General features: G+C 67.5%; 23 protein-coding genes. 9 read left to right on the top strand and 14 right to left on the bottom strand.

What is annotated here, in order from left to right:
• The first annotated feature begins 9 nt into the window (after window positions 1-9).
• Complete coding sequence (cobT, locus tag ATO11_RS07040) at window positions 10-1026, top strand: nicotinate-nucleotide--dimethylbenzimidazole phosphoribosyltransferase (protein ID WP_050530149.1); 1017 nt, start codon at window positions 10-12, stop codon at window positions 1024-1026.
• Complete coding sequence (gene cobS / locus ATO11_RS07035) at window positions 1023-1766, top strand: adenosylcobinamide-GDP ribazoletransferase (protein WP_050530148.1); 744 nt, start codon at window positions 1023-1025, stop codon at window positions 1764-1766. The genes cobT and cobS overlap by 4 nt, the downstream gene beginning before the upstream one ends.
• Here the strand turns inward: cobS and metF are convergent.
• The gene (gene metF / locus ATO11_RS07030) at window positions 1763-2629 is read right to left on the bottom strand and encodes a methylenetetrahydrofolate reductase [NAD(P)H] (RefSeq protein WP_050530147.1); all 867 of its coding nucleotides are present in this window, start codon (window positions 2627-2629) and stop codon (window positions 1763-1765) included. The two genes, cobS and metF, sit on opposite strands and share 4 nt — an antisense overlap.
• Window positions 2630-2718: 89 nt before the next feature.
• Here metF and ATO11_RS07025 point away from each other — a divergent pair, with 89 nt between their 5' ends.
• Complete coding sequence (locus ATO11_RS07025; protein ID WP_050530577.1) at window positions 2719-3624, top strand: LysR family transcriptional regulator; 906 nt, start codon at window positions 2719-2721, stop codon at window positions 3622-3624.
• 10 nt (window positions 3625-3634) lie between these two features.
• Here the strand turns inward: ATO11_RS07025 and ATO11_RS07020 are convergent, their stop codons facing one another.
• Window positions 3635-3841: a cold-shock protein gene (locus tag ATO11_RS07020; protein ID WP_050530146.1), complete on the bottom strand. Its 207-nt coding sequence runs from the start codon at window positions 3839-3841 to the stop codon at window positions 3635-3637.
• A 212-nt stretch (window positions 3842-4053) separates the two neighbouring features.
• Between ATO11_RS07020 and ATO11_RS07015 the strand changes: the two genes are divergently transcribed.
• From ATO11_RS07015 to ATO11_RS07005, 3 genes are all read left to right on the top strand, one after another.
• On the top strand, window positions 4054-4368 hold the full coding sequence (locus ATO11_RS07015; protein WP_050530145.1) for an arsenate reductase family protein: 315 nt from the start codon (window positions 4054-4056) through the stop codon (window positions 4366-4368).
• 47 nt (window positions 4369-4415) lie between these two features.
• The gene (locus tag ATO11_RS07010; protein WP_050530144.1) at window positions 4416-4787 is read left to right on the top strand and encodes a hypothetical protein; all 372 of its coding nucleotides are present in this window, start codon (window positions 4416-4418) and stop codon (window positions 4785-4787) included.
• 126 nt (window positions 4788-4913) lie between these two features.
• Window positions 4914-6119, top strand: coding sequence for a hypothetical protein (locus tag ATO11_RS07005; protein ID WP_050530143.1), 1206 nt, complete (start codon window positions 4914-4916; stop codon window positions 6117-6119).
• A 41-nt stretch (window positions 6120-6160) separates the two neighbouring features.
• Here ATO11_RS07005 and thrS read toward each other — a convergent pair whose 3' ends face one another.
• Window positions 6161-8107, bottom strand: coding sequence for a threonine--tRNA ligase (gene thrS, locus ATO11_RS07000; protein WP_050530576.1), 1947 nt, complete (start codon window positions 8105-8107; stop codon window positions 6161-6163).
• 103 nt (window positions 8108-8210) lie between these two features.
• Between thrS and ATO11_RS06995 the strand changes: the two genes are divergently transcribed.
• Together ATO11_RS06995 and ATO11_RS06990 are read left to right on the top strand one after the other, a co-directional pair.
• Window positions 8211-9470, top strand: a complete 1260-nt coding sequence (locus ATO11_RS06995) for an MFS transporter (protein ID WP_050530142.1) — start codon at window positions 8211-8213, stop codon at window positions 9468-9470.
• Window positions 9471-9565: 95 nt separating this feature from the next.
• A complete protein-coding gene (locus tag ATO11_RS06990) occupies window positions 9566-9772 on the top strand; it encodes a hypothetical protein (RefSeq protein WP_050530575.1) in 207 nt (68 codons plus the stop codon).
• Between the two features lie 58 nt (window positions 9773-9830).
• Here the strand turns inward: ATO11_RS06990 and ATO11_RS06985 are convergent, their stop codons facing one another.
• Together ATO11_RS06985 and ATO11_RS06980 are read right to left on the bottom strand one after the other, a co-directional pair.
• Window positions 9831-10229 (bottom strand): MAPEG family protein, encoded by a 399-nt coding sequence (locus tag ATO11_RS06985; RefSeq protein ID WP_050530141.1) that lies wholly within the window; start codon window positions 10227-10229, stop codon window positions 9831-9833.
• Between the two features lies 1 nt (window position 10230).
• Window positions 10231-11013 (bottom strand): ArsR/SmtB family transcription factor, encoded by a 783-nt coding sequence (locus tag ATO11_RS06980; RefSeq protein ID WP_050530140.1) that lies wholly within the window; start codon window positions 11011-11013, stop codon window positions 10231-10233.
• Between the two features lie 111 nt (window positions 11014-11124).
• Here ATO11_RS06980 and ATO11_RS06975 point away from each other — a divergent pair, with 111 nt between their 5' ends.
• Complete coding sequence (locus ATO11_RS06975; protein WP_050530139.1) at window positions 11125-11868, top strand: alpha/beta fold hydrolase; 744 nt, start codon at window positions 11125-11127, stop codon at window positions 11866-11868.
• A gap of 17 nt (window positions 11869-11885) precedes the next feature.
• Here the strand turns inward: ATO11_RS06975 and ATO11_RS06970 are convergent, their stop codons facing one another.
• From ATO11_RS06970 to ATO11_RS06930, 9 genes are all read right to left on the bottom strand, one after another.
• Window positions 11886-12929: an alpha/beta hydrolase gene (locus ATO11_RS06970; RefSeq protein WP_050530138.1), complete on the bottom strand. Its 1044-nt coding sequence runs from the start codon at window positions 12927-12929 to the stop codon at window positions 11886-11888.
• On the bottom strand, window positions 12926-13639 hold the full coding sequence (locus ATO11_RS06965; protein WP_050530574.1) for an alpha/beta fold hydrolase: 714 nt from the start codon (window positions 13637-13639) through the stop codon (window positions 12926-12928). Before ATO11_RS06965 ends, ATO11_RS06970 begins: the two co-directional genes overlap by 4 nt.
• A gap of 69 nt (window positions 13640-13708) precedes the next feature.
• Complete coding sequence (locus ATO11_RS06960) at window positions 13709-14326, bottom strand: hypothetical protein (RefSeq protein ID WP_050530573.1); 618 nt, start codon at window positions 14324-14326, stop codon at window positions 13709-13711.
• 150 nt (window positions 14327-14476) lie between these two features.
• On the bottom strand, window positions 14477-16303 hold the full coding sequence (locus ATO11_RS06955) for a M3 family oligoendopeptidase (RefSeq protein WP_050530137.1): 1827 nt from the start codon (window positions 16301-16303) through the stop codon (window positions 14477-14479).
• Between the two features lie 59 nt (window positions 16304-16362).
• Window positions 16363-17172 (bottom strand): phosphodiesterase, encoded by an 810-nt coding sequence (locus tag ATO11_RS06950; RefSeq protein WP_050530136.1) that lies wholly within the window; start codon window positions 17170-17172, stop codon window positions 16363-16365.
• Between the two features lie 5 nt (window positions 17173-17177).
• Window positions 17178-18047, bottom strand: a complete 870-nt coding sequence (locus ATO11_RS06945; RefSeq protein ID WP_082176198.1) for an amidohydrolase family protein — start codon at window positions 18045-18047, stop codon at window positions 17178-17180.
• A gap of 194 nt (window positions 18048-18241) precedes the next feature.
• The gene (locus ATO11_RS06940) at window positions 18242-19831 is read right to left on the bottom strand and encodes an ATP-dependent DNA ligase (RefSeq protein WP_050530134.1); all 1590 of its coding nucleotides are present in this window, start codon (window positions 19829-19831) and stop codon (window positions 18242-18244) included.
• On the bottom strand, window positions 19828-20715 hold the full coding sequence (locus ATO11_RS06935) for an alpha/beta hydrolase (RefSeq protein ID WP_050530133.1): 888 nt from the start codon (window positions 20713-20715) through the stop codon (window positions 19828-19830). The genes ATO11_RS06940 and ATO11_RS06935 overlap by 4 nt, the downstream gene beginning before the upstream one ends.
• Window positions 20712-21719: a ligase-associated DNA damage response exonuclease gene (locus ATO11_RS06930; RefSeq protein WP_050530132.1), complete on the bottom strand. Its 1008-nt coding sequence runs from the start codon at window positions 21717-21719 to the stop codon at window positions 20712-20714. Before ATO11_RS06930 ends, ATO11_RS06935 begins: the two co-directional genes overlap by 4 nt.
• Window positions 21720-21724: the final 5 nt, after the last annotated feature.

The raw sequence follows: 21724 nt of genomic DNA, 5'->3' as shown, positions 1-21724 counted from the left end.
GATCCTCCCATGACCGATTTCCCGCTCAAGTCCCTCGATGCCATGTCCTCGTTTGCCGGTGAGCTCCCGCTGGCCGATGCCGCCGCGATCGAGGCGGCGACGAACCGCCAGATGAGCCTGACGAAGCCGCCGGGCGCGCTGGGGCGGCTTGAGGATGTCGCGATCTTCATTGCCGGGTGGCAAGGGGCGGAGAAGCCGCAAATCGACCATGCGCAGGCGCTTGTCTTTGCAGGAAATCACGGCGTTTGCGCGCAGGGCGTAAACCCCTTTCCGCAGGAAGTGACCGTGCAGATGGTTGCCAATTTCGAAGCGGGAGGCGCGGCGATCAACCAGCTGTGCAAGGCTGCCGGGGCGGACCTTTCGGTGATCCCGCTCGATCTTGATACGCCGACGGGAGACATCACGACCGGTCCCGCCATGTCCGAGGCCGAGACGCTGGCGGCCATGGCGCGCGGCTGGGACGCGGTGGACCCGAACGCGCAGATCCTCTGTCTTGGCGAGATGGGGATCGGCAATTCGACCATCGCGGCGGCGCTGGCGGCGGCGGCCTTTGGCGGGTCGGCCGCGAAATGGGTCGGGCCGGGCACCGGATCGGATGCCGACGGCATCGCGCGCAAGACCCGCGCGATCGACGCCGCTCTTGACCGCCACGCGGCCAAACTGGGCACCGCGCAGGCGCTGGCCGCCCTTGGCGGGCGCGAACAGGCGGCGATCTGCGGTGCGGTCCTGGCCGCGCGCGCGGCGCGCATTCCGGTCCTTCTGGACGGGTTCATCTGCACCGCCGCCGTCGCCCCCCTGCACAGCGCCGATCCGCGCCTGTTGGATCACTGCCTTGTCGCCCATGCCAGCGCCGAGCCGGGCCATGCCGCGCTGGTCATCGGGCTGGGCAAGGCGCCGCTTCTCGATCTGGGGATGCGGCTGGGCGAGGGGTCGGGCGCGGCATTGGCGCTGGGCGTCGTGAAGGCGGCACTGGCGTGCCACAACGGCATGGCCACCTTCGCCGAGGCGGGCGTGTCGGGCGGATGAGCCGCCGCGCCGAGGTCCAGATCGCGGCAATGCTGCTGACCCGGCTGCCCGCGGGGCACGTCACCGGACGCGCGCCCGAGATGGGGCAGACACTCTGGGCCTGGCCGGTGATCGGCGCGGCCCTCGGGATCGGCGCGGCGCTGGTGATGTGGATCACCGGTGCGCTGGGCGTTCCGGCGGTGCTGTCGGGGGCGTTGGCGCTTGCTGCGCTGGCGCTGGCCACGGGCGGGCTGCACGAGGACGGGCTGGCGGACGTGGCCGACGGGTTCGGCGGTGGTGCCACGCGAGAACGCAAGCTGGACATCATGCGCGACAGCCGCGTCGGCAGCTACGGCGTGCTGGCGCTGGTGTTTGCCGTGGGGCTGCGGCTGGTCGCGATGGTCGAGATCGCGGATTGGGGCGCGCTGGCGCTGGGCCTGATCGTGCTGGCGGCCACCAGCCGCGCGATGATGGGCCTGCCGCTGACGCTTTTGCCGCCCGCCCGAGCGGACGGATTGGGCGCATCGACGCAGGTGGAGCAATCACAGTCCCTGATCGCGGGTGCGCTTGCGTTGGGGTTGGCGCTGGTTCTTCTTGGAAGCGCGGGGTTTGTCGCCTTTGCCGTGGCGCTGGCGGCGGCCTATGGCCTGACCGCGCTGGCCCGCCGACAGATCGGCGGGCAGACGGGCGACGTGTGCGGCGCGACGCAGGTTGTCAGCGAAACGGCGGGCTGGATCGCGCTCGCCGCGATGCTGGGCTAGGCCACCTTCTGCAGGCTCGCGCGCGGGCGCAGTCCCAGCGCGCAGCAGATGTCGCGGGTCAGTTCCGGGCGGTTGAGCGTGTAGAAATGCAGCGTCTCTACCCCTTCGTCGATCAGGGTCGAGCAGAGCTCGGTGCAGACGGCGACGGCCAGCAGGTCGCTGCGCCCGTCCCGGTCGGCGGTGGCAAAGGCCTCGTCCAGCCATGTGGGCACCTTCGCGCCACAGCGCGCGGCAAAGCGTTTGACGCGGGACCAGTCCTCGATCGGGAGGATGCCGGGGGTGATGGGTGCGGCGATGCCGCGCGCGGCGCAGGCATCTCGGAACCGCAGGAACGTTTCCGGTTCGAAGAAGAACTGCGTCAGCGCCTCGTGCGCGCCCGCGTCGATCTTGGCGGCGAGGTGGTCGACATCGGCGGTGGGTGATGCGGCCTCGGGGTGGGGATCGGGATAGGCGCCGACGCGCAGGGTAAACTGGCCGGTTTCGGCCAGTGCCGCGATCAGTTCGACCGATCCGGCAAAGCCTCCCGGCGCCGGTTCGAACGCGCCTGACCCTTTGGCCGGGTCCCCGCGCAGCGCCACGAGATCGCGCACGCCCACCTTGGCGAAGCGCGCCGCGAGGTCGAGCGTTTCCTCGCGCGTCGCGTCGACGCAGGTGAGGTGGGCGGCGACGGTCAGGTCGGTCTGGCGGGACAGCGCGTCCACCGCCTCGACCGTCAGGTCGCGCGTGGTGCCGCCCGCGCCGTAGGTCACCGACACGAAGCGCGGATCGAGCGGCGCGAGGGTCTGCACCGCGTCCCACAACCGGAACGAACCGGCCATCGTTTGCGGCGGGAAAAACTCGAAGGATACGGCGGGGAGGGGCATGGACATTCCTTTCAGCTTTCCGCCTTGTCCCACGGGCCTGAACGTGAGACAAATTCATAATCCTCAAGATCAACATGAGTCAGATGAAAATTCACCTCGAATTCCGCCACCTCCGCACGATCAAGGCCATCCACGAAGCCGGCGGCCTCGCCCGCGCGGCCGAGATGCTCAACATCACGCAATCCGCCCTGTCGCACCAGGTGAAGGGGCTGGAGGAGCAGACGGGCGTCGAGTTGTTCATCCGCCGCGCCAAGCCCATGCGCCTGTCGGCGGCGGGGATGCGCCTGTTGCGGCTGGCCGATCGCATCCTGCCGGAAATCGAGGCGGCGCTGGCCGAATTCGACGGGCTGCGCGACGGGTCGAGCGGGCGGCTGCACATCGCCATCGAATGTCATGCCTGTTTCGAATGGCTGTTCCCGGTGCTGGAGCGGTTCCGCGTGAACTGGCCGGACGTGGACGTGGACATCCGGCCCGGCCTCGCCTTCGACGCGCTGCCTGCGCTGGGGCGGGAAGAGGTGGACCTTGTCGTGTCCTCCGATCCCGAAACGCTGCCGGGCATCACCTTTGACCACCTGTTCGACTACGCGCCGGTCTTCGTCGCCTCGGCCCAGCATCCGCTGGCGGCGAAGGAGTTCATCGAGGCAGAGGATTTCCGGGGCGAGACGCTGATCACCTACCCGGTGGACCGCGCGCGGCTGGACGTGTTCAGCCAGCTTCTGACGCCCGCCAAGGTCGAACCGGCGGCGGTGCGGCAGGCCGAACTGACGGCGGTGATCCTGTTCCTCGTGGCGTCGAACCGGGGTGTGTCGGTGCTGCCCGACTGGGTCGTGCGCGAGGTCAAGACCTCGACCGACTACGTGACCCGGCCAATCACGAAGACCGGGCTGACGCGCGGGTTGTTCGCCGCGATCCGGGATGCGGACCGCGGCAAACCGTTCATGCGCGATTTCATGGCGATGGCCCGGCAAGAGGCCAACCGCCTGCAGGCTGCGTGAGGACGGTCCGTCAGACCGCCTTCAGGTCTCCTGCCATCTGGCGGCCGTCCCGTCCCTCGATCAATTCGTATTCGACCTTCTGGTTGTCCGCGAGGCCGGTCAAGCCGGCCCGTTCCACGGCCGAGATGTGCACGAACACATCCTTGCCGCCTTCGCTGGGTTCGATGAACCCGTAGCCTTTGGTTGTATTGAACCATTTCACGGTGCCCGTCGGCATCACGTGTCTCCTTCTGACTTAAATCGTTACCGGACCGGGAGAGGCCGGATCGGCGTGCCAAAAATCGCTTCTCACCCTGCGGCGGACAGCCGTGGGTGGTCTTCAACTTTCGCTGGCGATAAAGGTTGACCGCTCGGTTAAAAAATCAAGAGACAGGCGGCCGGAGAAGTAGGTATCGCCTAATATTTATGCAATGTGAGAAGGGGGGCGGTTTGCAATTATATGGACTCAAGACCTGCGATACATGCCGTAAAGCGCTGAAAGCGTTGCAGAATGCAGAGTTTGTCGATGTTCGCGCGGATGGTGTCCCGGATGAGGTCATGACCCACGCGCATCAGCGGTTTGGTGCCGCTCTTGTGAACACGCGGTCCACCACGTGGCGCGGATTGTCCGACGATGAGCGCGCGGAGCCGCCCGAGGCGCTGCTGAAAGCGCACCCCGCGCTGATGAAACGCCCCCTGATCGTCGATGGTGACGCGATGTATCTCGGTTGGGGGGAAGAGGTGCGCAAGACGCTCCTTGGCTGATCGCGCGCGACCCCTTATGTGGGCGCAAACGACCGAAGGAGACGTGAATGCGCAACGCGGCGGCAACACTTGGCATCATCGCCGGGATCGTGGGCATGATGGTAGGCTTTTTCAGCTATGGCTGGCTGGACCTTCTGGCATGGGCCGAGCAGGAGAACATCAACCTCGCCAACGCGCCCGACAATCCGGGCCTGATCCGCACCATGTCGATCCTCGCCCCCGTGCTGGCCATCGCCGGTGGCGCGATGGCGAAGGCGCGGGCGCTGTGGGGCGGCATCCTGCTTCTCTTGTCGGCGGCGGGCATGCTTTACGCCTTCGACTTCGGCGTCTTCACCATGTTCCCGATCGTCTTTGCCGGCGTCGGCGGCCTTCTGGCCGTGGCGGCGGGCAAGCCGGACGAGCCCAAGGCGCATTTCTGAAACCGTGACAATGACTTGGTGCGCGACCGCCGGTGGCGCACCCGACCATCCTGACGTGGGCCCGTTTTCGTGATATGATCGGGGCGTTCATTTTTACCTGAAACGCCTTTTTCGATTGGAAACATTATGTCCAGAGAATGGATCGGTGCGCGACGCATCGCCTTTATTCCCGTGTGGAACAACGCGGTCGACCCAAGACCGTCAGACGACTGGCCCGCCATGCTGGCGGACCGGGTATACTTTCATCCCGACCCGGCGACGGGTCTGGACGGCTCCATCTCGGCCTTCATCCGCAACGCGTCCTCGGGGCGCGCGTGGATCGACCCGGTGATCATGCCGGTGGTCGAGGCCGACGACGCCGACGTGACCGGGGCGGGGCTGGCCTCGCTCCCCGCGGGTCACGATTTCGATTTCGCCGTGATCGTCATCCCGCACAGCGTCGGGCCCCACCGTGGAGGATATTTCTGGAGCGTGCCGAACCATCCCAGCGGGGTGGACGCCTTCTGCCGCATCCCGATGTTCCGCGACACCGGCCTGACGATGGATACCAGCGTCGGCGTCTGGGGGATGGAGATCCTGCACGCGGTCACGCTGTTCGGCGATCTTTACTTCGTGTCGCCCGCGATGGACGGGTTCGACGTGATGTCGGCGGCAAGCGGGCCGCACCCGTCGGCCCATACCAAGTCGCATTTCGGGTGGCTGTCGGACGGCGCGATCCGCGACCATGCGCTGGGTCTGCGCCGGGGCTATGATCTGCACGCGATCTCGCTGCAGCGGCCGCTGCCGCCCGACCGCCGCCGCGCGATCCGGATACCCAGCCGCACCGCGCCGGGCCATTACATGGTCGAGGCGCGGCTGGAGACCGACCAGTTCGACGGCCCCTCCTTCGTCTCTAGCGGCATCCCGTCCGAGGGCGTGATCGTCTACGAGGTGCGCGACGTGACCGAGGTCTACCTGCGCACGCCCACGGCGCTGGGTGTCGGTGACCGGCTGGAGCTGGGCGACGAAGACCTCGTGATCCGCGTGCAATCGGCCATCCCCGGCGGGTTCAACGTGGGCATCAATTCCGACGGCCCGTCGGAATGTGAACAGTTGTGGAACCAGATCAAGGGCCTCGAAACCTCGATCCAGCTGGAGCAGGACTTCGTCCGCCGCAAGCAGATGATCTCGGCCCTGCAGAAGGCCAAGGCGCGGTCGCGGTTCCTGCATTGCAATTTCCTGATCAACCCGCCCGAGGTGGCGGTGGCCGACCGGGTGTTTGGCGCACCGTATAGGCGCGACGAGCCGGTGGTGGCCCGCAAGCAGGGCAAGGATGACAAGACGGCGTACTGACCGGGGAGCGGCGCGCGCGGGTCTGCGCGCGCCGTTGAGGATCAGCGCAGGTCGGGCGGCGTGGCCTCGGCGGCCAGTTGCGGCACGACCTCGTCCAGCGCGATGACCGAGGACTGCTTCTCCCCCAGCCGTCGCAGGCTGACGGTGCGTTCCTCGACCTCGCGGTGGCCGATGGCGAGGATCACGGGCACCTTGCCGACCGAGTGTTCGCGGACCTTGTAGTTGATCTTCTCGTTGCGGATATCCGCCTCGGCCCGGACACCCGCCGCCTTCAGGGTCTCCACGACCTCGTGCACGAAGGCATTCGCCTCGGACGTGATGGAGGCGACGACGACCTGACGCGGTGCCAGCCAGAAGGGCAATTTGCCGGCGTGTTCCTCGATCAGGATGCCGATGAAGCGTTCGAACGACCCGAGTGTCGCGCGGTGCAGCATGACCGGGCGGTGCTTGGCCCCGTCCTCGCCGATATAGGTCGCGTCAAGCCGTTCGGGCAGCACGAAATCCACCTGGTGGGTGCCGCATTGCCAGTCGCGCCCGATTGCGTCGGTCAGCACGAATTCCAGTTTCGGGCCATAGAACGCGCCCTCGCCGGGGTTCATCTCGGGCTCGATCCCCGCCGCGCGGGTGGCCGACAGAAGCGCCGCTTCGGCCTTGTCCCAGATCTCGTCCGATCCGGCGCGGGTGTCGGGCCGGTCCGAGAACTTGACGCGGAACTCGGCAAAGCCGAGGTCGCGGTAGATCGACGACAGGAAGTCGATGTAGACGGCGGTCTCCGACTCGATCTGGTCCTCGCGGCAGAAGATGTGGCCATCGTCCTGCGTGAACCCGCGCACCCGCATGATCCCGTGCAGCGCGCCCGAGGGTTCATACCGCGCACACGATCCGAATTCGGCCATGCGCAGGGGCAAGTCGCGGTAGGACTTGATGCCCTGGTTGAAGATCTGCACGTGGCAGGGGCAGTTCATCGGCTTCAGCGCGTTGATCGCCTTCTCGCGGGCATGGTCCTCGTCCACTTCGACGATGAACATGTTCTCCTGGTACTTTTCCCAGTGGCCCGAGGCCTCCCACAGCTTGCGGTCGACGACCTGCGGGGTGTTCACCTCGACATAGCCGCCCGCGCGTTGCTTGCGGCGCATGTAATCCTGCAGGGTGGTGTAGACGGTCCAGCCGTTGGGGTGCCAGAAGATCTGGCCCGGCGCCTCTTCCTGCATGTGGAACAGGTCCATCTCGCGCCCCAGCTTGCGGTGATCGCGCCTGGCCGCTTCTTCGAGCATCAGGAGGTGCTTTTTCAGGTCCTCGCGGTTCTTGAACGCGACGCCGTAGATGCGTTGCAGCATGGCGCGGTCGCTGTCGCCGCGCCAGTAGGCGCCTGCGATCGACATCAGCTTGAACGCGTCACCCGGCACCTGCCCGGTATGTTGCAGGTGCGGGCCGCGGCAGAGGTCCTGCCAGTCGCCGTGCCAATACATGCGCAGGGGCTCGTCGCCGGGGATCGCCTCGATCAGCTCGACCTTGTAGGGCTCGCCATTGTCCTCGTAATGCTTGATCGCACGCGGGCGGTCCCAGACCTCGGTCCGGACGGGGTCGCGGGCGTTGATGATCTCTTTCATCTTCTTTTCGATCAGGCCGAGGTCTTCGGGCGTGAAGGGCTCTGCCCGGTCGAAATCGTAGTACCAGCCATTGGCGATGACCGGGCCGATGGTGACCTTGGTGTCGGGCCAGATCTCCTGCACGGCGCGGGCCATGATATGCGCGCAATCGTGGCGGATCAGTTCCAGCGCCTGCTCGTCGTCCTGCATGGTGTGGATCGCGATGGAGGCATCCGCCTCGATCGGCCATTGCAGGTCGTGATGCGCGCCGTTCACGGTCGCGCTGATCGCCTTCTTGCCAAGGCTTTTCGAAATGCTTTCGGCCACCTCGGCGGGCGTCACGCCCGCGTCGAAGTCACGCGCATTGCCATCGGGGAAGGTGAGGGAGATCTGGGACATCGTGTCCTCCTCGTCAGTCTGGCGCCCACGGAACGCCCGGTTGCGGGTTCGCGTTGTCGTTTGCATGGCCGCACGGTGCGGTCAAGCCATTCGGGGGCAGAACATGACCGGCATGACCGCAAGCACCGCGTTCGACGCGCTGACCGACGCCGACGGAGCGGCGGACGAGACCGAGGCGCGCAACGGCCTGCGCCACGTCGCGGCGCTGGGCCAGACCAAGGTCGCCGACGGGCTGATCGACCCTAAGCTGGTGCTGAGCTGGCTGATGCAGTCGCTGGGCGCCCCGGCATGGCTGATCTCGGCCCTTGTGCCGATCCGCGAGGCGGGGGCGCTGTTGCCGCAGATCCTGCTGGCGGGGCGGCTGCGCCGGATGCAGGCGCGGCGCTGGATGTGGGTCACCGGGGCGGCCGGGCAGGGGATCGCCGCCGCGCTGATCGTGCTGGCGGGCGTCACCCTGTCGGGCCTTGCCGCCGGGTTCGCGATTTGCGCCGCGCTGGCCATGCTCGCCATGTTCCGCGCGGCCTGTTCGGTGTCGTTCAAGGACATCCTCGGCAAGACCATCGCCAAGACGCGGCGCGGTGCGATCACCGGCTTCGCGGCGTCGGCCTCGTCCGTCGCGGTGCTCGTCTTCGCGGGGCTGCTGATCGCGGGCATCCTGCGGTCCGAGGCGGCGGTGCTGGCCGCCATCGCGCTGGCCGCGATCCTGTGGGCGTCGGCCGCGATGGTCATGGCGCGGGTGGAGGAGGAGCCTTCGACCGCCGAGGCGGACGCGCCCGCGCTTGACCTCTCGCCCCTGCGCGAGGACGCGCGGCTGCGGCTGTTCCTGGTGGTGCGGGGCCTTCTGATCGCCACCTCGCTGGCGCCGCCCTATTTCGTGCTCTTGGGCAGCGCGCAGGGCGTGCTGGCGCTGGACCGGCTGGGGGCGATGCTGCTGGCCTCTGCCGCCGGGTCGCTTCTGTCATCCTACGTCTGGGGCCGGCTCGCCGACCGGTCGAGCCGCCTCGTGCTGGCGATGGCCGGCGGGATCGCGGCGGCGGCGATGCTGGCGGCGGTCGGGCTGGCACTTGCGGGTCTTGGCGGCGCGCTTCTGGCGATGCCGCTGGCGCTGTTCGTGCAGATGGTGGCCTATCACGGCGTCCGGCAGGGGCGGTCCACCTACCTTGTCGACATGGCCCCCGAAGACCGGCGCGCGGCCTATGCCGCGGTGGCCAACACGGTGATCGGGGTCCTGTTGCTGGCCACCGGCCTCGTGGCAGGCGTGGGTGCGGTGTTCGGGGCCGAGATCACCCTGATCCTCTTTGCCGCGATGGCGGCCGGCGGGGGGCTTCTGGCGCTGCGGCTGGAGGAGGTCGAGGGCCGCTGACCACCCCCCGATTTCGGTATGCCTAAGAATACGTGGACTTCTTGCGACTCGCCCATATGTTTCGCATCGGAAACGAGAGGACGCAGGAGGACCGCATGGCAAAGCCCAACACCACGTTTGAACTGAGTGTCGAGGATCTGGAGATGATCGAGGACGCGCTGCGCGATCACACCTTGCGTCTGGCCGAAAGCGCGCGCGACGGCAGCTCCTGCCGGCGGCGTTCGGTGCACGACCTGCTGGGGCGGCTGCACAACCAGAAGGTGTTCTACCGCCCGCGCGGCGGCGGGTATGTTGGCGGCTGAGAAAGAGAGAGCGCGCGCGCCCCGGACCGGAGCGCGCGCGGGATGGCGGCGGGTGGCCTCAGGCCAGCAGCACCGCCGCCACGATGGCCAGCGTGCACAGGTAGCTGGCCGTGAAGATCACCGGGCGGACCGGGAACACCGCGTAGCCCGAGATCATGCCCGCCGCGTGCACGACGCGGATCCAGAAGAACGCGACGCTTGCCCAGATCGTGACCTGCGTCGACACGCCCGCCACATGCGCTACCACGACGGCGATGGCGAAGGGTACAAGGGTTTCCAGCAGGTTCTGGTGCGCGCGAAAGGCGCGGTGAACCCACGGGCGCATCCGGGTCAGGTCCGGCGGGCGGGTGAAATCGGTGAAATCCTCCGCCTCGGACGTGACGCCGACGATGAACGGGATCCACAGCGATCCGGCCAGCAGCGCGGTCAGCAGCAGGTAGGTCAGTTCGACAGACATCTCAGCGCCCCATCTTGATCGGTTCGCCGGTTTCCAGCCAGCTTTTCAGCGACGCGATGTGACGCGCCCAGCCTTCGGCCACGCCTTCCTGCCCGGCGGGAATGTCGTAATGCTCGCAGGTCAGCTTGCAGGCCGTGCCCTCGGGTTCGATCACGAACACGATGCGGCTCTTGGCGTTGTCGCCTTCGAACCAGTTGGGCTCGAACGTCTGTTCGATCCGCGTCTTGGGGTCGAGCCGCGTGGTGACCTGCGTCAGCATGACCGACCCGTCGGCGCGCAGCATGTTCGTGGGTTCGCCCACGGCGGCGTCGCCTTCGGCGGCATCGCAGGCGAAATGGTACTGCGCCAGAAGGTCGGCCCGCGTCAGCGCGTCCCACAGGGCGTCCTGCGTGCAGCGGATCAGCGTCTGGTGGACGAAGTCGGGCTTTTGGTCGGTGTCGAGCATGGTGGCTCCTTTCGGGTTGGGTGGGGGCACCTCGGTTTCCAGATGCGCCTTCAGGTCGAGCATCCCGCGCGCCATGGGCTTGGCGAGCAAAGGTTCGATCCAGCGGTCGATCACCTCCTGCAGGGGCACGGCGTTCAGGTAGTGGTACTTGAACCGGCCCTGCTTGCGGGTGGTCACCAGCCCGGCCTCTTCCAGCAGCTTGAGATGTTTCATCACGCCGAAGCGCGTCATCTCGGTATTGGCTTCGAGATCGCTGAGGCTTTGCCCGTCCCGCGCCCGCAACGCATCCAGCAGCGCGCGGCGGGTCGGGTCGTTCAGGGCTTTGAAGATCGCATCCATGGGTCATAGTTATGTGAGTAATTAGTCACGTGTCAATATGGTCACGTATAGGGGCCTGTCCTGCGGCGGAAATCCCTGTAGGATCAGGGGCAAAGAGAGGGAGTGCCGACGATGCCCGACATGTTCGAGACGCCCATGGGGCGGCGAATCGCCTATCACCGGACCAAAGGACGCGGCCCCGGCGTGGTGTTCCTTGGCGGGTTGATGTCGGACATGACCGGCACCAAGGCGGTGCATCTCGAAGACTGGGCACAGCGCGCGGGACGCGCGTTCCTGCGGTTCGACTATTCCGGGCACGGCCAGTCCTCTGGCACCTTCACCGAAGGCTGCATCGGCGACTGGGCGGCGGACGCGATGGCCGTTCTGGGCGCGCTGACCGAGGGGCCGCAGATCCTTGTCGGCTCGTCGATGGGCGGCTGGGTGTCGCTGTTGATCGCGCGGGCCATGCCCGAACGTGTCGCGGGCCTTGTCACCATCGCCGCCGCGCCCGATTTCACCGAGGACGGCATGTGGGCCAGCTTCACCGACGACCAGAAGGCAGCGATGGAGCGCGACGGCGTCGTGCACCTGCCCTCGGATTACGGGGAGCCCTATCCCATCACCTCCCGCATGATCGAGGACGGGCGCGCGCAGCTTGTCCTGCGCTCGCCGCTCTACCTGCCGTTCCCGGTGCGGATGCTGCAGGGCACGGCGGACGAAGACGTGGACATGTCCGTCGCGCTGCGCCTGCTGGAACATGCCACCGGCGACGACATCCGCCTGACGCTGGTCAAGGGCGCGGATCATCGGTTCTCGACACCCGATTGCCTGACCCTGATCGAGAAGTCGGTGGAGAAGGTCGCGCACCGGGGCTAGGCCCGGTGCGCATGGCGTCAGGTCGGGCCGCGCTCGCCCAGCTGCACGAAGCGGTCGAACCCCGCATTGCCCTGCTCCAGAAGGTCGAACAGCCCGCGCAGCTGCCGGATGGCCGATGGCGAGGTGATCGGCACGAAGTGGTCGAAATCCTCGCCCTCGGACAGGTTGGTGAAGTCGATGACGGTGACGGGCAGGCCCGCGACCGCCTCGGCGCTGTCTATGAGGCCAAGCTGGGGCTTGCTCCCGCGCAGGAAGGACGACAGGCGCAGCGCGCGGTCGCGCTGGCCAACGAACAGGAAGAAGGGTTGCGGCAGGGTGCCGATCGCCTCGGCCTGGCGGCGGAAGACGTCGGGATCGATGTCGGGGGACATCAGGACGACGCCGTTGATGCGCGACAGCGTGCGCCGGTCGCCCTTCTTGGCCAGCCCGCGCAGCGCCTCCATCGTCAGGAACCCGCCCAGCGAATGGGCCAGCAGCGTCACCTTGCCCGTCCTCGTCAGGCCCTGCAGCGTCGTTTCCAGGTCGTCACGGGCAAAGATCGCGCTGTCGCGGTCATAAAGGTAAGCGCGCCCGTCCCCGCCCGAGGGCCAGGCAAAGGCGGTCAGCGGGTGGGGTGGGCGGAAATCGGCACTCATCTGCGCCACGCGATAGATCAGGCCGGGCAGGCGCGTGTTGTAGCCGTGGACGAACAGCAGCCGTTCGTTCCCGCCCGGTGCCGCTGACAGCGTCGCGTCAAGGCTTGCCATGGACGGCAGAACCTTTTGATCCGCCATCAGGAAATGAAGCGCGGGGTCCGGCGTCTCTTTCGGGCGCGGCCATTCGATCTCTCCCAGCGCGTGGACCGGCGGGATCGACACGTCGGCCCAGCCGAAATGCAGCCCCGGCACGCGTTTCTGACCGAACAGCGGATCGGTGGCGCCCAGTTCGCGGGCGGCGACGAGGTGCACGCGCTCGATCTGCGTGGTGGCCATGTCCGGGGCGAGGGTCCGGACGATCTCGTTCGGCGCGCAGCCGGCGGCCAGCGCGGCGGTCGATGCAGAGAGGAAGGCGCGGCGTTTCATGTCAATACAAGAGGGGCAGACAGCCACGAACGCAAGACCGACGACAGCGCGCCGGGCGCTTCGAGGCTGGGAAAATGGCCCGCGCCCTCGATCACCTGAAGGCTGGCATAGGGAGTGAATTCCGCAAGGAATTCCATGCGCTTGACCGGGAACAGCCGGTCTTCGGACCCGGCGATCATCAGCGCGGGCACCTTGCAGCGCCTGAGCGCCGATTGCAGGTCGCGCCGCCGCTGCAGGATGCGCATCTGGCGCACGAAGATCTCGGGGCCGAGGAAATCGGCCATGTCGTCAAGCAGCGCGCGGATGGCGGCGCGGTCGGTGCCGGGGGCCAGCGCCTCGGGCGGGATCATCTCGGCCATGACCTCGCGCAAGCGGCCCGTCCGCGCGCCCACAATCCAGCTTTCGCGCTGGGCGGCGTCGGCGGGCGTGTCCTGAAGCGCGTTGGTGGCGATGAGCGCGATGCGCGACACGCGGTCGGGCGCGCGGCGCATGATGTCGATCGCGACCATCCCGCCAAGTCCCTGACCACACAGCGCAAATCGGCGCGGAAGGCCGTCCAGAAGGCCGGATGCGATCTCTTCCACGCGCTCCCCGCGGGTGACGGGGGCCATGACGACGCTGCGTTCGGGTGCGAGTTCGAACATCTGCGGCGCGAAAAGGCGCGCGTCGCACATGGTTCCGGGAAGGAAAACAAGGGTTTCGTCAGTCATCCGCTGGCCTGTGAGCGCGTTGATCCCGGTTGTGGCGCATGCCCCGCGCGCCCGCAAGGGGACAGTGACCTATGGCAGGTCGAGACCGCGAAACCGTGGGAAATCGGCATAGCGTTCGCGCCGTTCCGGCAGGGTTTCGCCGGGGGTTGCGCCCGGTCGCAACAGCCCGCCGCGCGGCGCGATATAGCTGTCGATCCGCTTCAGGGGCGTCGCGCGCCATGTCAGGTTGAAGGCGCAGAGCTTGGGAAAAAACCATATGTCGGAATAACTTGGAAGGTGGTCATGCAGCCACCACGCCAGGTCGCGCCAGTCCCGGCCTTGGGCATAACGGTCGGCGAACCACGGGATCACGATGGACGCGCCCGCATTGGCGCGGTCACCGTCGAAGTAATCCCAGACGTGACATTCCAGCGGGTTGTCGTTGCGCGCGCAGTTCAGCTTCTCGCGGTTGCCGAAGGCGTTGAGCGAAGGCGAGCGGTAGCCCGACCGCACCGCGATCCGCCCGAAGGTTTCGGTCAGGGGGTCCAGCAATTCCTCGCACAGCCGCCGGCCATGCGCGATGGCGAGGTTGGGGTCTTCGGGGATGTTGGGGATGCGGTGGATGTTGCCGATTTCGGAATAGAGGAAATCGCGGAAGTAGAAGTGCCGGGACAGGCGGACGCGGCCGAGGGTTTCGAGGCTCCACATCGTCTGCGGCACCCGGAATTTGCGCGTGGGTTCTGTACAATCTGCCAACTTTACCCCCCGATTCTGAGCATTTCGCCCAAAGGCGCGACCGGGCCGCGCGCGGCCCGTTCACGATGCGTCAGGATTTCGGGAAAGGCGAGGGGGCGGGGATCAGTCCTCCATCGCCTCCAACTCGTCGATGAAGCCTTCGATCATCGACAGGCCCTTGTCCCAGAATTTCGGGTCGCTCGCGTCCAGCCCGAAGGGGGCGAGCAGGTCGGAATGGTGCTTGGACCCACCAGCCTTGAGCATGTCGAAATACTTGTCTTCGAACCCCTCGGGGCTTTCCTGGTAGACGGCATACAGCGCGTTCACCAACCCGTCGCCGAAGGCATAGGCATAGACGTAGAAGGGCGAGTGGACGAAGTGCGGGATGTAGGCCCAGAAGGTTTCGTACCCGTCCATGAAGGTGAAGGCGGGGCCGAGGCTCTCTGCCTGAACGCTCATCCACAGGGCGTTGATGTCGTCGGGCGTCAACTCGCCCGCGCGGCGCGCGGCGTGCAGCTTGCATTCGAAATCGTAGAACGCGATCTGGCGCACGACCGTGTTGATCATGTCCTCGACCTTGCCCGCCAAGAGCACCTTGCGGGCAGCCTTGTCGGGTGCGGCGTCGAGCATCTTGCGGAAGGTTAGCATCTCTCCGAACACCGAGGCGGTCTCGGCCAGCGTCAGCGGGGTGGAGGACAGCATCTCTCCCTGTCCGGCGGCCAGCACCTGGTGCACGCCGTGGCCCAGTTCGTGCGCCAGCGTCATCACGTCGCGCGGTTTGCCGAGGTAGTTGAGCATCACGTAAGGGTGCACGTCCACGACGGTGGGATGGGCGAAGGCACCCGGCGCCTTGCCCGGTTTCACGCCGGCGTCGATCCAGCCCTTGTCAAAGAACGGTGCGGCGATGTCGGCCATGCGCGGGTCGAAGGCGGAATAGGCGTCCATCACGGTCGCGCGCGCCTCGTCCCAGCCGACGGTGCGGGTGTCTTCCATCGGCAGGGGCGCGTTGCGGTCCCAGACCTCCAGCGTGTCGAGGCCCAGCCATTTGCGCTTCAACTCGTAATAGCGGTGGCTGAGGCGGGGATAGGCGGCGACGACGGCATCGCGAAGCGCCTCCACCACTTCGGGTTCGACATCGTTCGACAGGTGCCGCCCGGTCTGTGCCGTGGGCATCCCGCGCCAGCGGTCGAGGATTTCCTTCTCCTTGGCCTGCGTGTTGTGCACGCGGGAGAAGATTTTCACGTTGTCGCCAAAGACGCGGGCCAGCTCCCGCGCGCCCGCCTCGCGCTTGGCGCGGTCGGGGGCGGTCAGCAGGTTCAGCGTGCCTTCGATGTTCAGCTCTTCACCGTCGACGGTAAACGACAGCCCGGCGATGGTTTCGTCAAACAGCCGCTCCCACGCGTCGCCGACGACGCCGAGGTCATGCAGGAACTTCTCCAGCTCGTCGGACAGCTGGTAGGGCTTCATCGCGCGCAGGCGGTCGAAGGCGGGTTTGTAGCGCGCGAGGTCGGCGTTTTTCGCGTAGTGGTCCGCCAGCGTGTCGTCGTCGAGCCGGTTCAGTTCGAGCGAGAAGAACACGAGCGGCGTGGTGTAGGTGGTGATCTTTTCCTGCAGGTCCGACAGGGCCTTGGCGCGGTCGGCATCGGTGGTCTGCTGGTAGTACCGCAGGCCCGCATAGGACATGATCCGCCCCGAGGCCGAGGAGATCTTTTCGTTGCGCTGGATGCAGGTGAGCATCGCGTCGGCGTCGAGCGTGTCGAGCTTGCCTTCGTAATCGGCGGCAAAGGCCGCGCATTCCGCTTCCAGCCAGTCGAGATCGCGTTTCAGTTCGGCCGCGTCGGGCGCGGGATAGAGGTCAGTCAGGTCCCATTCGGGCAGGCCGTCCAGTCCCTCGGCACCGCCGGCGGCATTGGCATCACGAACGGGGAAGGGCAGGCGGAAATTCGGCATCGGGCATCCTTTCAAATCTTGCGGGGAACCTATGTCGCCACGGGGGCAGTCTCAACCCGTCAGGCCGAATGGGGGTCGTCGATGAGGGGCGGATCGAGGGTAAAATCCTCGGAATGCACGATGATGCACGTTTTCGTGACACAGACGATGCCGTAGGCACCCGGTTCGGCCACCGAAAGGGAGGTGGAGCGGCTGGTCATGTCCATCGGCATCTGGTGGCAGGGGCTTTTGAAGATGGCGAAGGGGTGGCCGCGCATCTGGCCGGAAATGGTGCGGTGGATATGGCCGAAGATCATCTGTGCGACCGACGGGTGCCGGTCGACGAGGTCGAGAAGTTCTGCCCCGTTCGCCAGCCCGATCGCGTCCATGCCGGGCATGAGGACCGGCGCGGGCGGGTGGTGCAGGGCGAGGATCGCGCGGTCGGTCCCGGAGAGCGCCGTGTCGAGCCAGCGCAGCCGTTCCGGGCAGAGCCGCCCGGCATGGTGGCGGTCGTCATAGGGCGGCCCGTCGAGCGTGTCACAGATCACCAGCGTGGCCCCGCGCAAAGGCACGGAAGAGCAGATGAACCCGTTGGCATCCATCCGCCCGGGGAAGACCGCGTCGAACGCGTCGCGCCGGTCGTGGTTGCCGAGCGTCATGTGGACGGGGATCGGCACGGGGGCGAGGATGTCGCGCAGGTGCGCGTATTCGGCGGGCAGGCCGTGATGGGTCAGGTCGCCCAGAAGCAGGATGCAGCTGGCATCGGGATGGGTGGCCAGCGCGTGGTCGAGCGCCTGCCGCAGCCGCGCAGCCGGGTCGATCCCGATGATCCTGTCGCCCGGCGCCACGATGTGCAGGTCCGAGATCACGATCAGCTTGTCGGTCATCATGGGCGTCAGATCCGGTAGAGCGCGGAGGGGGTGTCGACGAAGACCTGCCGCGCCTCCCCTGCCGTCATCTGCGCCAGCAGGTCGTCGCGCTGGGCCAGCGCATCGGGCACTGCCACCCCGCCGAGCATCAGGTGCGGCCAGTCCGACCCCCAGAGGCAGCGTTCGGGATTGGCCGCCAGGAGCGATCCGCGGATCGCCCGCGCCTCGTCCCGGTTGGCCGACCAGCGGTGGGGTGCGGAGAGCTTGGTATAGGCGTGCCCGTCGGCCAGCAGGCGGCAGAGCGCGCGGTGGCCGGGATCGTCGGTGCCGAGCGTCGCATCGGGCCAGGCGCAATGGTCGAACACCACCGGGCAGGGCATCCTGCGGACATCGGGGGCCAGTTCCGCGAGGTGGAGGTGGCTGTGGGCCAGCATCTCGATATGCAGGCCGCGCGCGGCGAGGCGGGGGGCGAGCGCCTTGGCGCCCTCCCATGTCAGCACGCCGCCATGCACGTAGTTGAGACGCACCGCGCGCGCGCCCGCGTCGGCGAGGCGGTCGAGTTCTGCATCGCTCACGTCGTCGGGCACGAGCACCACGGCGACGAAACCCTCCCCCATCGAGGCGACCGCGTCGAGGGTGATGGAATTGTCGGTGCCGTAGAGGATCGAGTGCACGATCACGCCACGGGTGCAGCCCATGTCGGCGAGGTGGCGGCGGTAGCGCGACAGCCAGTGGTTGAGCGCGCCTTCAGGCGGGGTTTCCACGGCCTTGGGCGACAGGACGTAATCGCTGCCGACCAGGTGGACATGCGCATCGATGGCGTTGGCGGGGAACATGGGGGCTGGCACGGGCGGCACCGACTCGGGACTTCTGTGGCTGGCAACAGTCTGCGCCATGTCCGCTGTCCGGGCAACGCATCGGGCGCGTTTTTCGGTGCGTGCTGGTCGTCGGCTGGCGAGCAGCCGACCTACGAGGGGCGGGGCGTGTCGGCTGGCGAGCAGCCGACCTACGTGGGCGGGGTGTCGGCTGGTGGGCAGACGACCTGCCGGGGCGCGAGGCGGGTAGGTCGGCTGGTTCCAGCCGACCCCCTTCACCCGTAGACGCGCAGCATCTCGTTCAGGTCGTCGAGCGTGTTGGCCTCGGCCAGCGGCTTGTCCTTGCGCCAGCGCGCCATGCGGGGAAAGCGCAGGGCGACGCCGGATTTGTGGCGGGTGGACGCCTGGATGCCTTCGAAGGCGATCTCGAACACGTGGTGGGGTGTCACCTGCCGCACCGGGCCGAAGCGTTGCAGGGTGTTCTTGCGCACCCACGCGGTGATCTCGCGGAACTCGGCATCGGTGAGGCCGGAATAGGCCTTGGTGAAGGGCACGAGCGCGTCGCCGTCGCGCACGGCGAAGGTGAAATCGGTGAACAGGTTCGCCCGCCTGCCCGAGCCCGCCTGCGCGTAGATCATCACCGCGTCGATGGTCAGGGGGTCGAGCTTCCATTTCCACCAGTCGCCCTTCCTGCGCCCCACCTGGTAGGTACCGGCGCGGGATTTCAGCATCACGCCCTCGGCGGCGTGGTCGCGGGCGGTGGCGCGTGTGTCGGCCAGCGCCTCCCACGTGTCGAAAGGCAAAAGGGGCGGCAGGCGCAGGGGGGCGTCGTCCGGCAGGGGGGCGATCAGGGCGCCCAGTTGCGCGCGGCGGTCGGCCATGGGCACCTCACGCAGGTCCGCGCCCTGCCATTCGAGAAGGTCGTAGGCGGCGAGGACCACGGGGATTTCGACCAGCATCTTTTTTGACACGCTCTTGCGCCCGATCCGTTTCTGCAGCGCGTTGAACGGAAGGGGGCCGTCGTTCCAAGCCAGGATTTCGCCATCCAGCACGGTGCCATCGGGCAGCCAGTCGGCGGCGGCGGCAAATTCGGGGTAGCGGTCCGTGACCAGTTCCTCGCCGCGTGACCAGACATGTACCTGCCGGTCGCGCACGATCAGCTGGCCGCGGATGCCGTCCCATTTCCATTCCGCCTGCCAGTCCGAGGGCGACCCGAGGTCCTGCGGCTCCCCTTCAAGCGCATAGGCGAGGTAGAAGGGGTAGGGGCGCGATCCGGCAGCTGCCGGGTCGTCGGCTTCGATCAGGTCGTGGAAGGTGGTCGTTTCCGGCGTCCAGTCGCCCATCAGGCGGTGGGCGAGGTCGGTTTCCTCCTGCCCGGTCGCCTGTGCCAGCGCGCGGGTCATCAGTTTCTGGCTGACGCCCATGCGGAAGCCGCCGGTCAGGAGCTTGTTGAAAACGAACCTTTCGGTCGTTTCCAGACCGTCCCATGCCGACAGGATCGCGGCGCGGCGGGCGTCGATCTCGACCTCCTGCAATCGCTTGAGCGTGGTGATCCAGTGGGTCAGCGAGTGGTCGGAGGACGAGGTCGCGCGTGGCAGGACCAGCGCGATGGTTTCCGACAGGTCGCCGACCACCGGGTAGGCCTCTTCGAAGAGCCAGAGCGGAATGCCTGCAACCTCGGCCGCCCATTCGCGCAGTTGCGTGGTCGTCACCGCGCGCTTGGGGCGGCGGCCGGAGAACAGAGCGACGGTCCACAGCTTGTCGTCGTCGGGCGCGGTGCGGAAATAGTCGGCCAGCGCGGCGGTCTTGGCGGTGGTCTTGTTGGTCTCGTCGATGCGGGAGAAGAGGCGGGCGAAGTCCTTCATGGCGGCAGGTGGCCGCGCAGGAAGGCACCCATGTCCTGCACCGCGCGGGTGGCTTCGGGCACCAGCCCGGCATTCATGTGCCAGACATGCGGAACCCCCTCCCAGACGTCGAGGCGGGCATTCGGCATGTGCTGGACAAGGCGTTCCGCGTCGTCGCGTAAAAGCTCCGTATCGCCGACCTGGACCAGCGCGGGCGGTGCCTTGGACAGGTCGGCGAAGATGGGGGAGAGGCCCGGATCGGCGGGGTCGTGACCTCCGAGGTACATGGGGATGCTGCGCCGCAACCAGCGTGCGGGCAGCAGGCCGTCGCCATGGGGGAAGGCCGCGCGCGCCGGGTTGTCGGGGCGCAGATCGACGACCGGGGCGATCAGGCCCACGGCAGCGGGCATCGGCAGGCCGTGATCCGCCGCACGGGTGAGCGTGTTGAGCACGAGGCACCCGCCCGCGCTGTCGCCCGCCAGCACGATGCGGTCGGGAGCATGGGTGTCCAGCGCGGCACGGTAGACGGCAAAGCAATCGTCGGGTGCGGCGGGATAGGAGGCGGCGCTGGCGAGGCGGTAGCGCGGCAGCCAGGTGGTGCAGCCCGCGGCCTGTCCGAGGCGGGAGGCCATGCCGCGCACGGTGAACGGGCCACCGATCGAAAAGCCGCCCCCGTGGAGGTAGATCAGAAGGTTCGGGCTTTGCCCGGCGCCTTCGATCACGCGGGTGTCGATGCCGCCGGGTGTGGCGCGGCTTTGGCGCGTGCCGGGAACGGTGCGCAGATGTGCCGAGGTCGCGTGGAAGATGCCGTTCAGGAGCTTCTGGTTCGGCGTGAAGCCAAGGGTCGGCTTCTGCACGTAGCGTGCCCAGGCATTTGCAACCTGTTGGCGGCGGGACAGGGTCATGCGGCGTCGACCTCCTCTGCGTCGTCGCCGCCATATTCGGCCTCCCAGACCTGCGCGTTGAGGCCCAGTTCGGAGGACAGGTAGCGGGCGAAGATGTCGGTATAGCCGTGGGTCGGGTAGACGTTTTCGGCCCCGGTGTCGCGGATGGCCGACAGAAGGCCGGGCCAGTCGGCGTGATCGGAGATGACGAAGCCCCGGTCGCCGGCGCGGCGGCGGCGGATGCCGCGCACGCCCATCCAGCCCGAGGCGAAGGCGGTCGAGCGTGTGCCGAAGGCGCGGGCCCATTGCCCGTCGAGCGCGCCGGGGGGCGCGATGACCAGCGCGTCGCGCGGCGGTTTGCCCGCATCCGATGTCCAGTGGATCGTGTCGGGCAGGTCATAGCCCTGCGCGCGCAGGACAGCGTTCGTGGCCTCGACCGCGCCGTGGGTCAGGATGGGGCCGATCGCGGCATCGATATTGGCGATGAGGCGCTGCGCCTTGCCGAGCGAATAGGCGCCCAGCATCGACACGGTCCCGGCGGAGGCATTGGCCCGCCACCAGTCGTTGACCTGCGCCATCACCGTCGCTTGTGGCTGCCAGCGGAACACCGGCAGGCCGAAGGTACATTCGGTGATGAAGTGGTGGCAGCGGACCGGTTCGAACGGTTCGGACAGGCCGTCGGGTTCGACCTTGTAATCGCCCGAGACGACCCAGACCTCGCCCGCGACCTCGACCCGGATCTGGGCGGAGCCCGGGACGTGTCCGGCGGGATGGAACGAGACGCTCGCCGCGCCGATCCGGCGCGTCTCGCCATAGCTGATGCCTTCGGCGTCGATCTCGCCCAGCCGGTGGCGGAGGACGGGTAGGGCGGCGTGAGTGGCGAGGTAGGCGCCCATGCCGGGGCGGGCGTGGTCGGCATGGCCGTGGGTGATGAGCGCGCGCGGCACCGGGCGCCACGGATCGATCCAGAAATCGCCGGCGGCGCAGTAGATGCCCTTGTCGGTATGGGTGAGGATCGGGGCCATGGCGG

Source organism: Pseudaestuariivita atlantica (assembly GCF_001205715.1).
GTDB classification, from domain to species: domain Bacteria; phylum Pseudomonadota; class Alphaproteobacteria; order Rhodobacterales; family Rhodobacteraceae; genus Pseudaestuariivita; species Pseudaestuariivita atlantica.
This window is presented reverse-complemented; position numbering and strand designations above follow the sequence as displayed.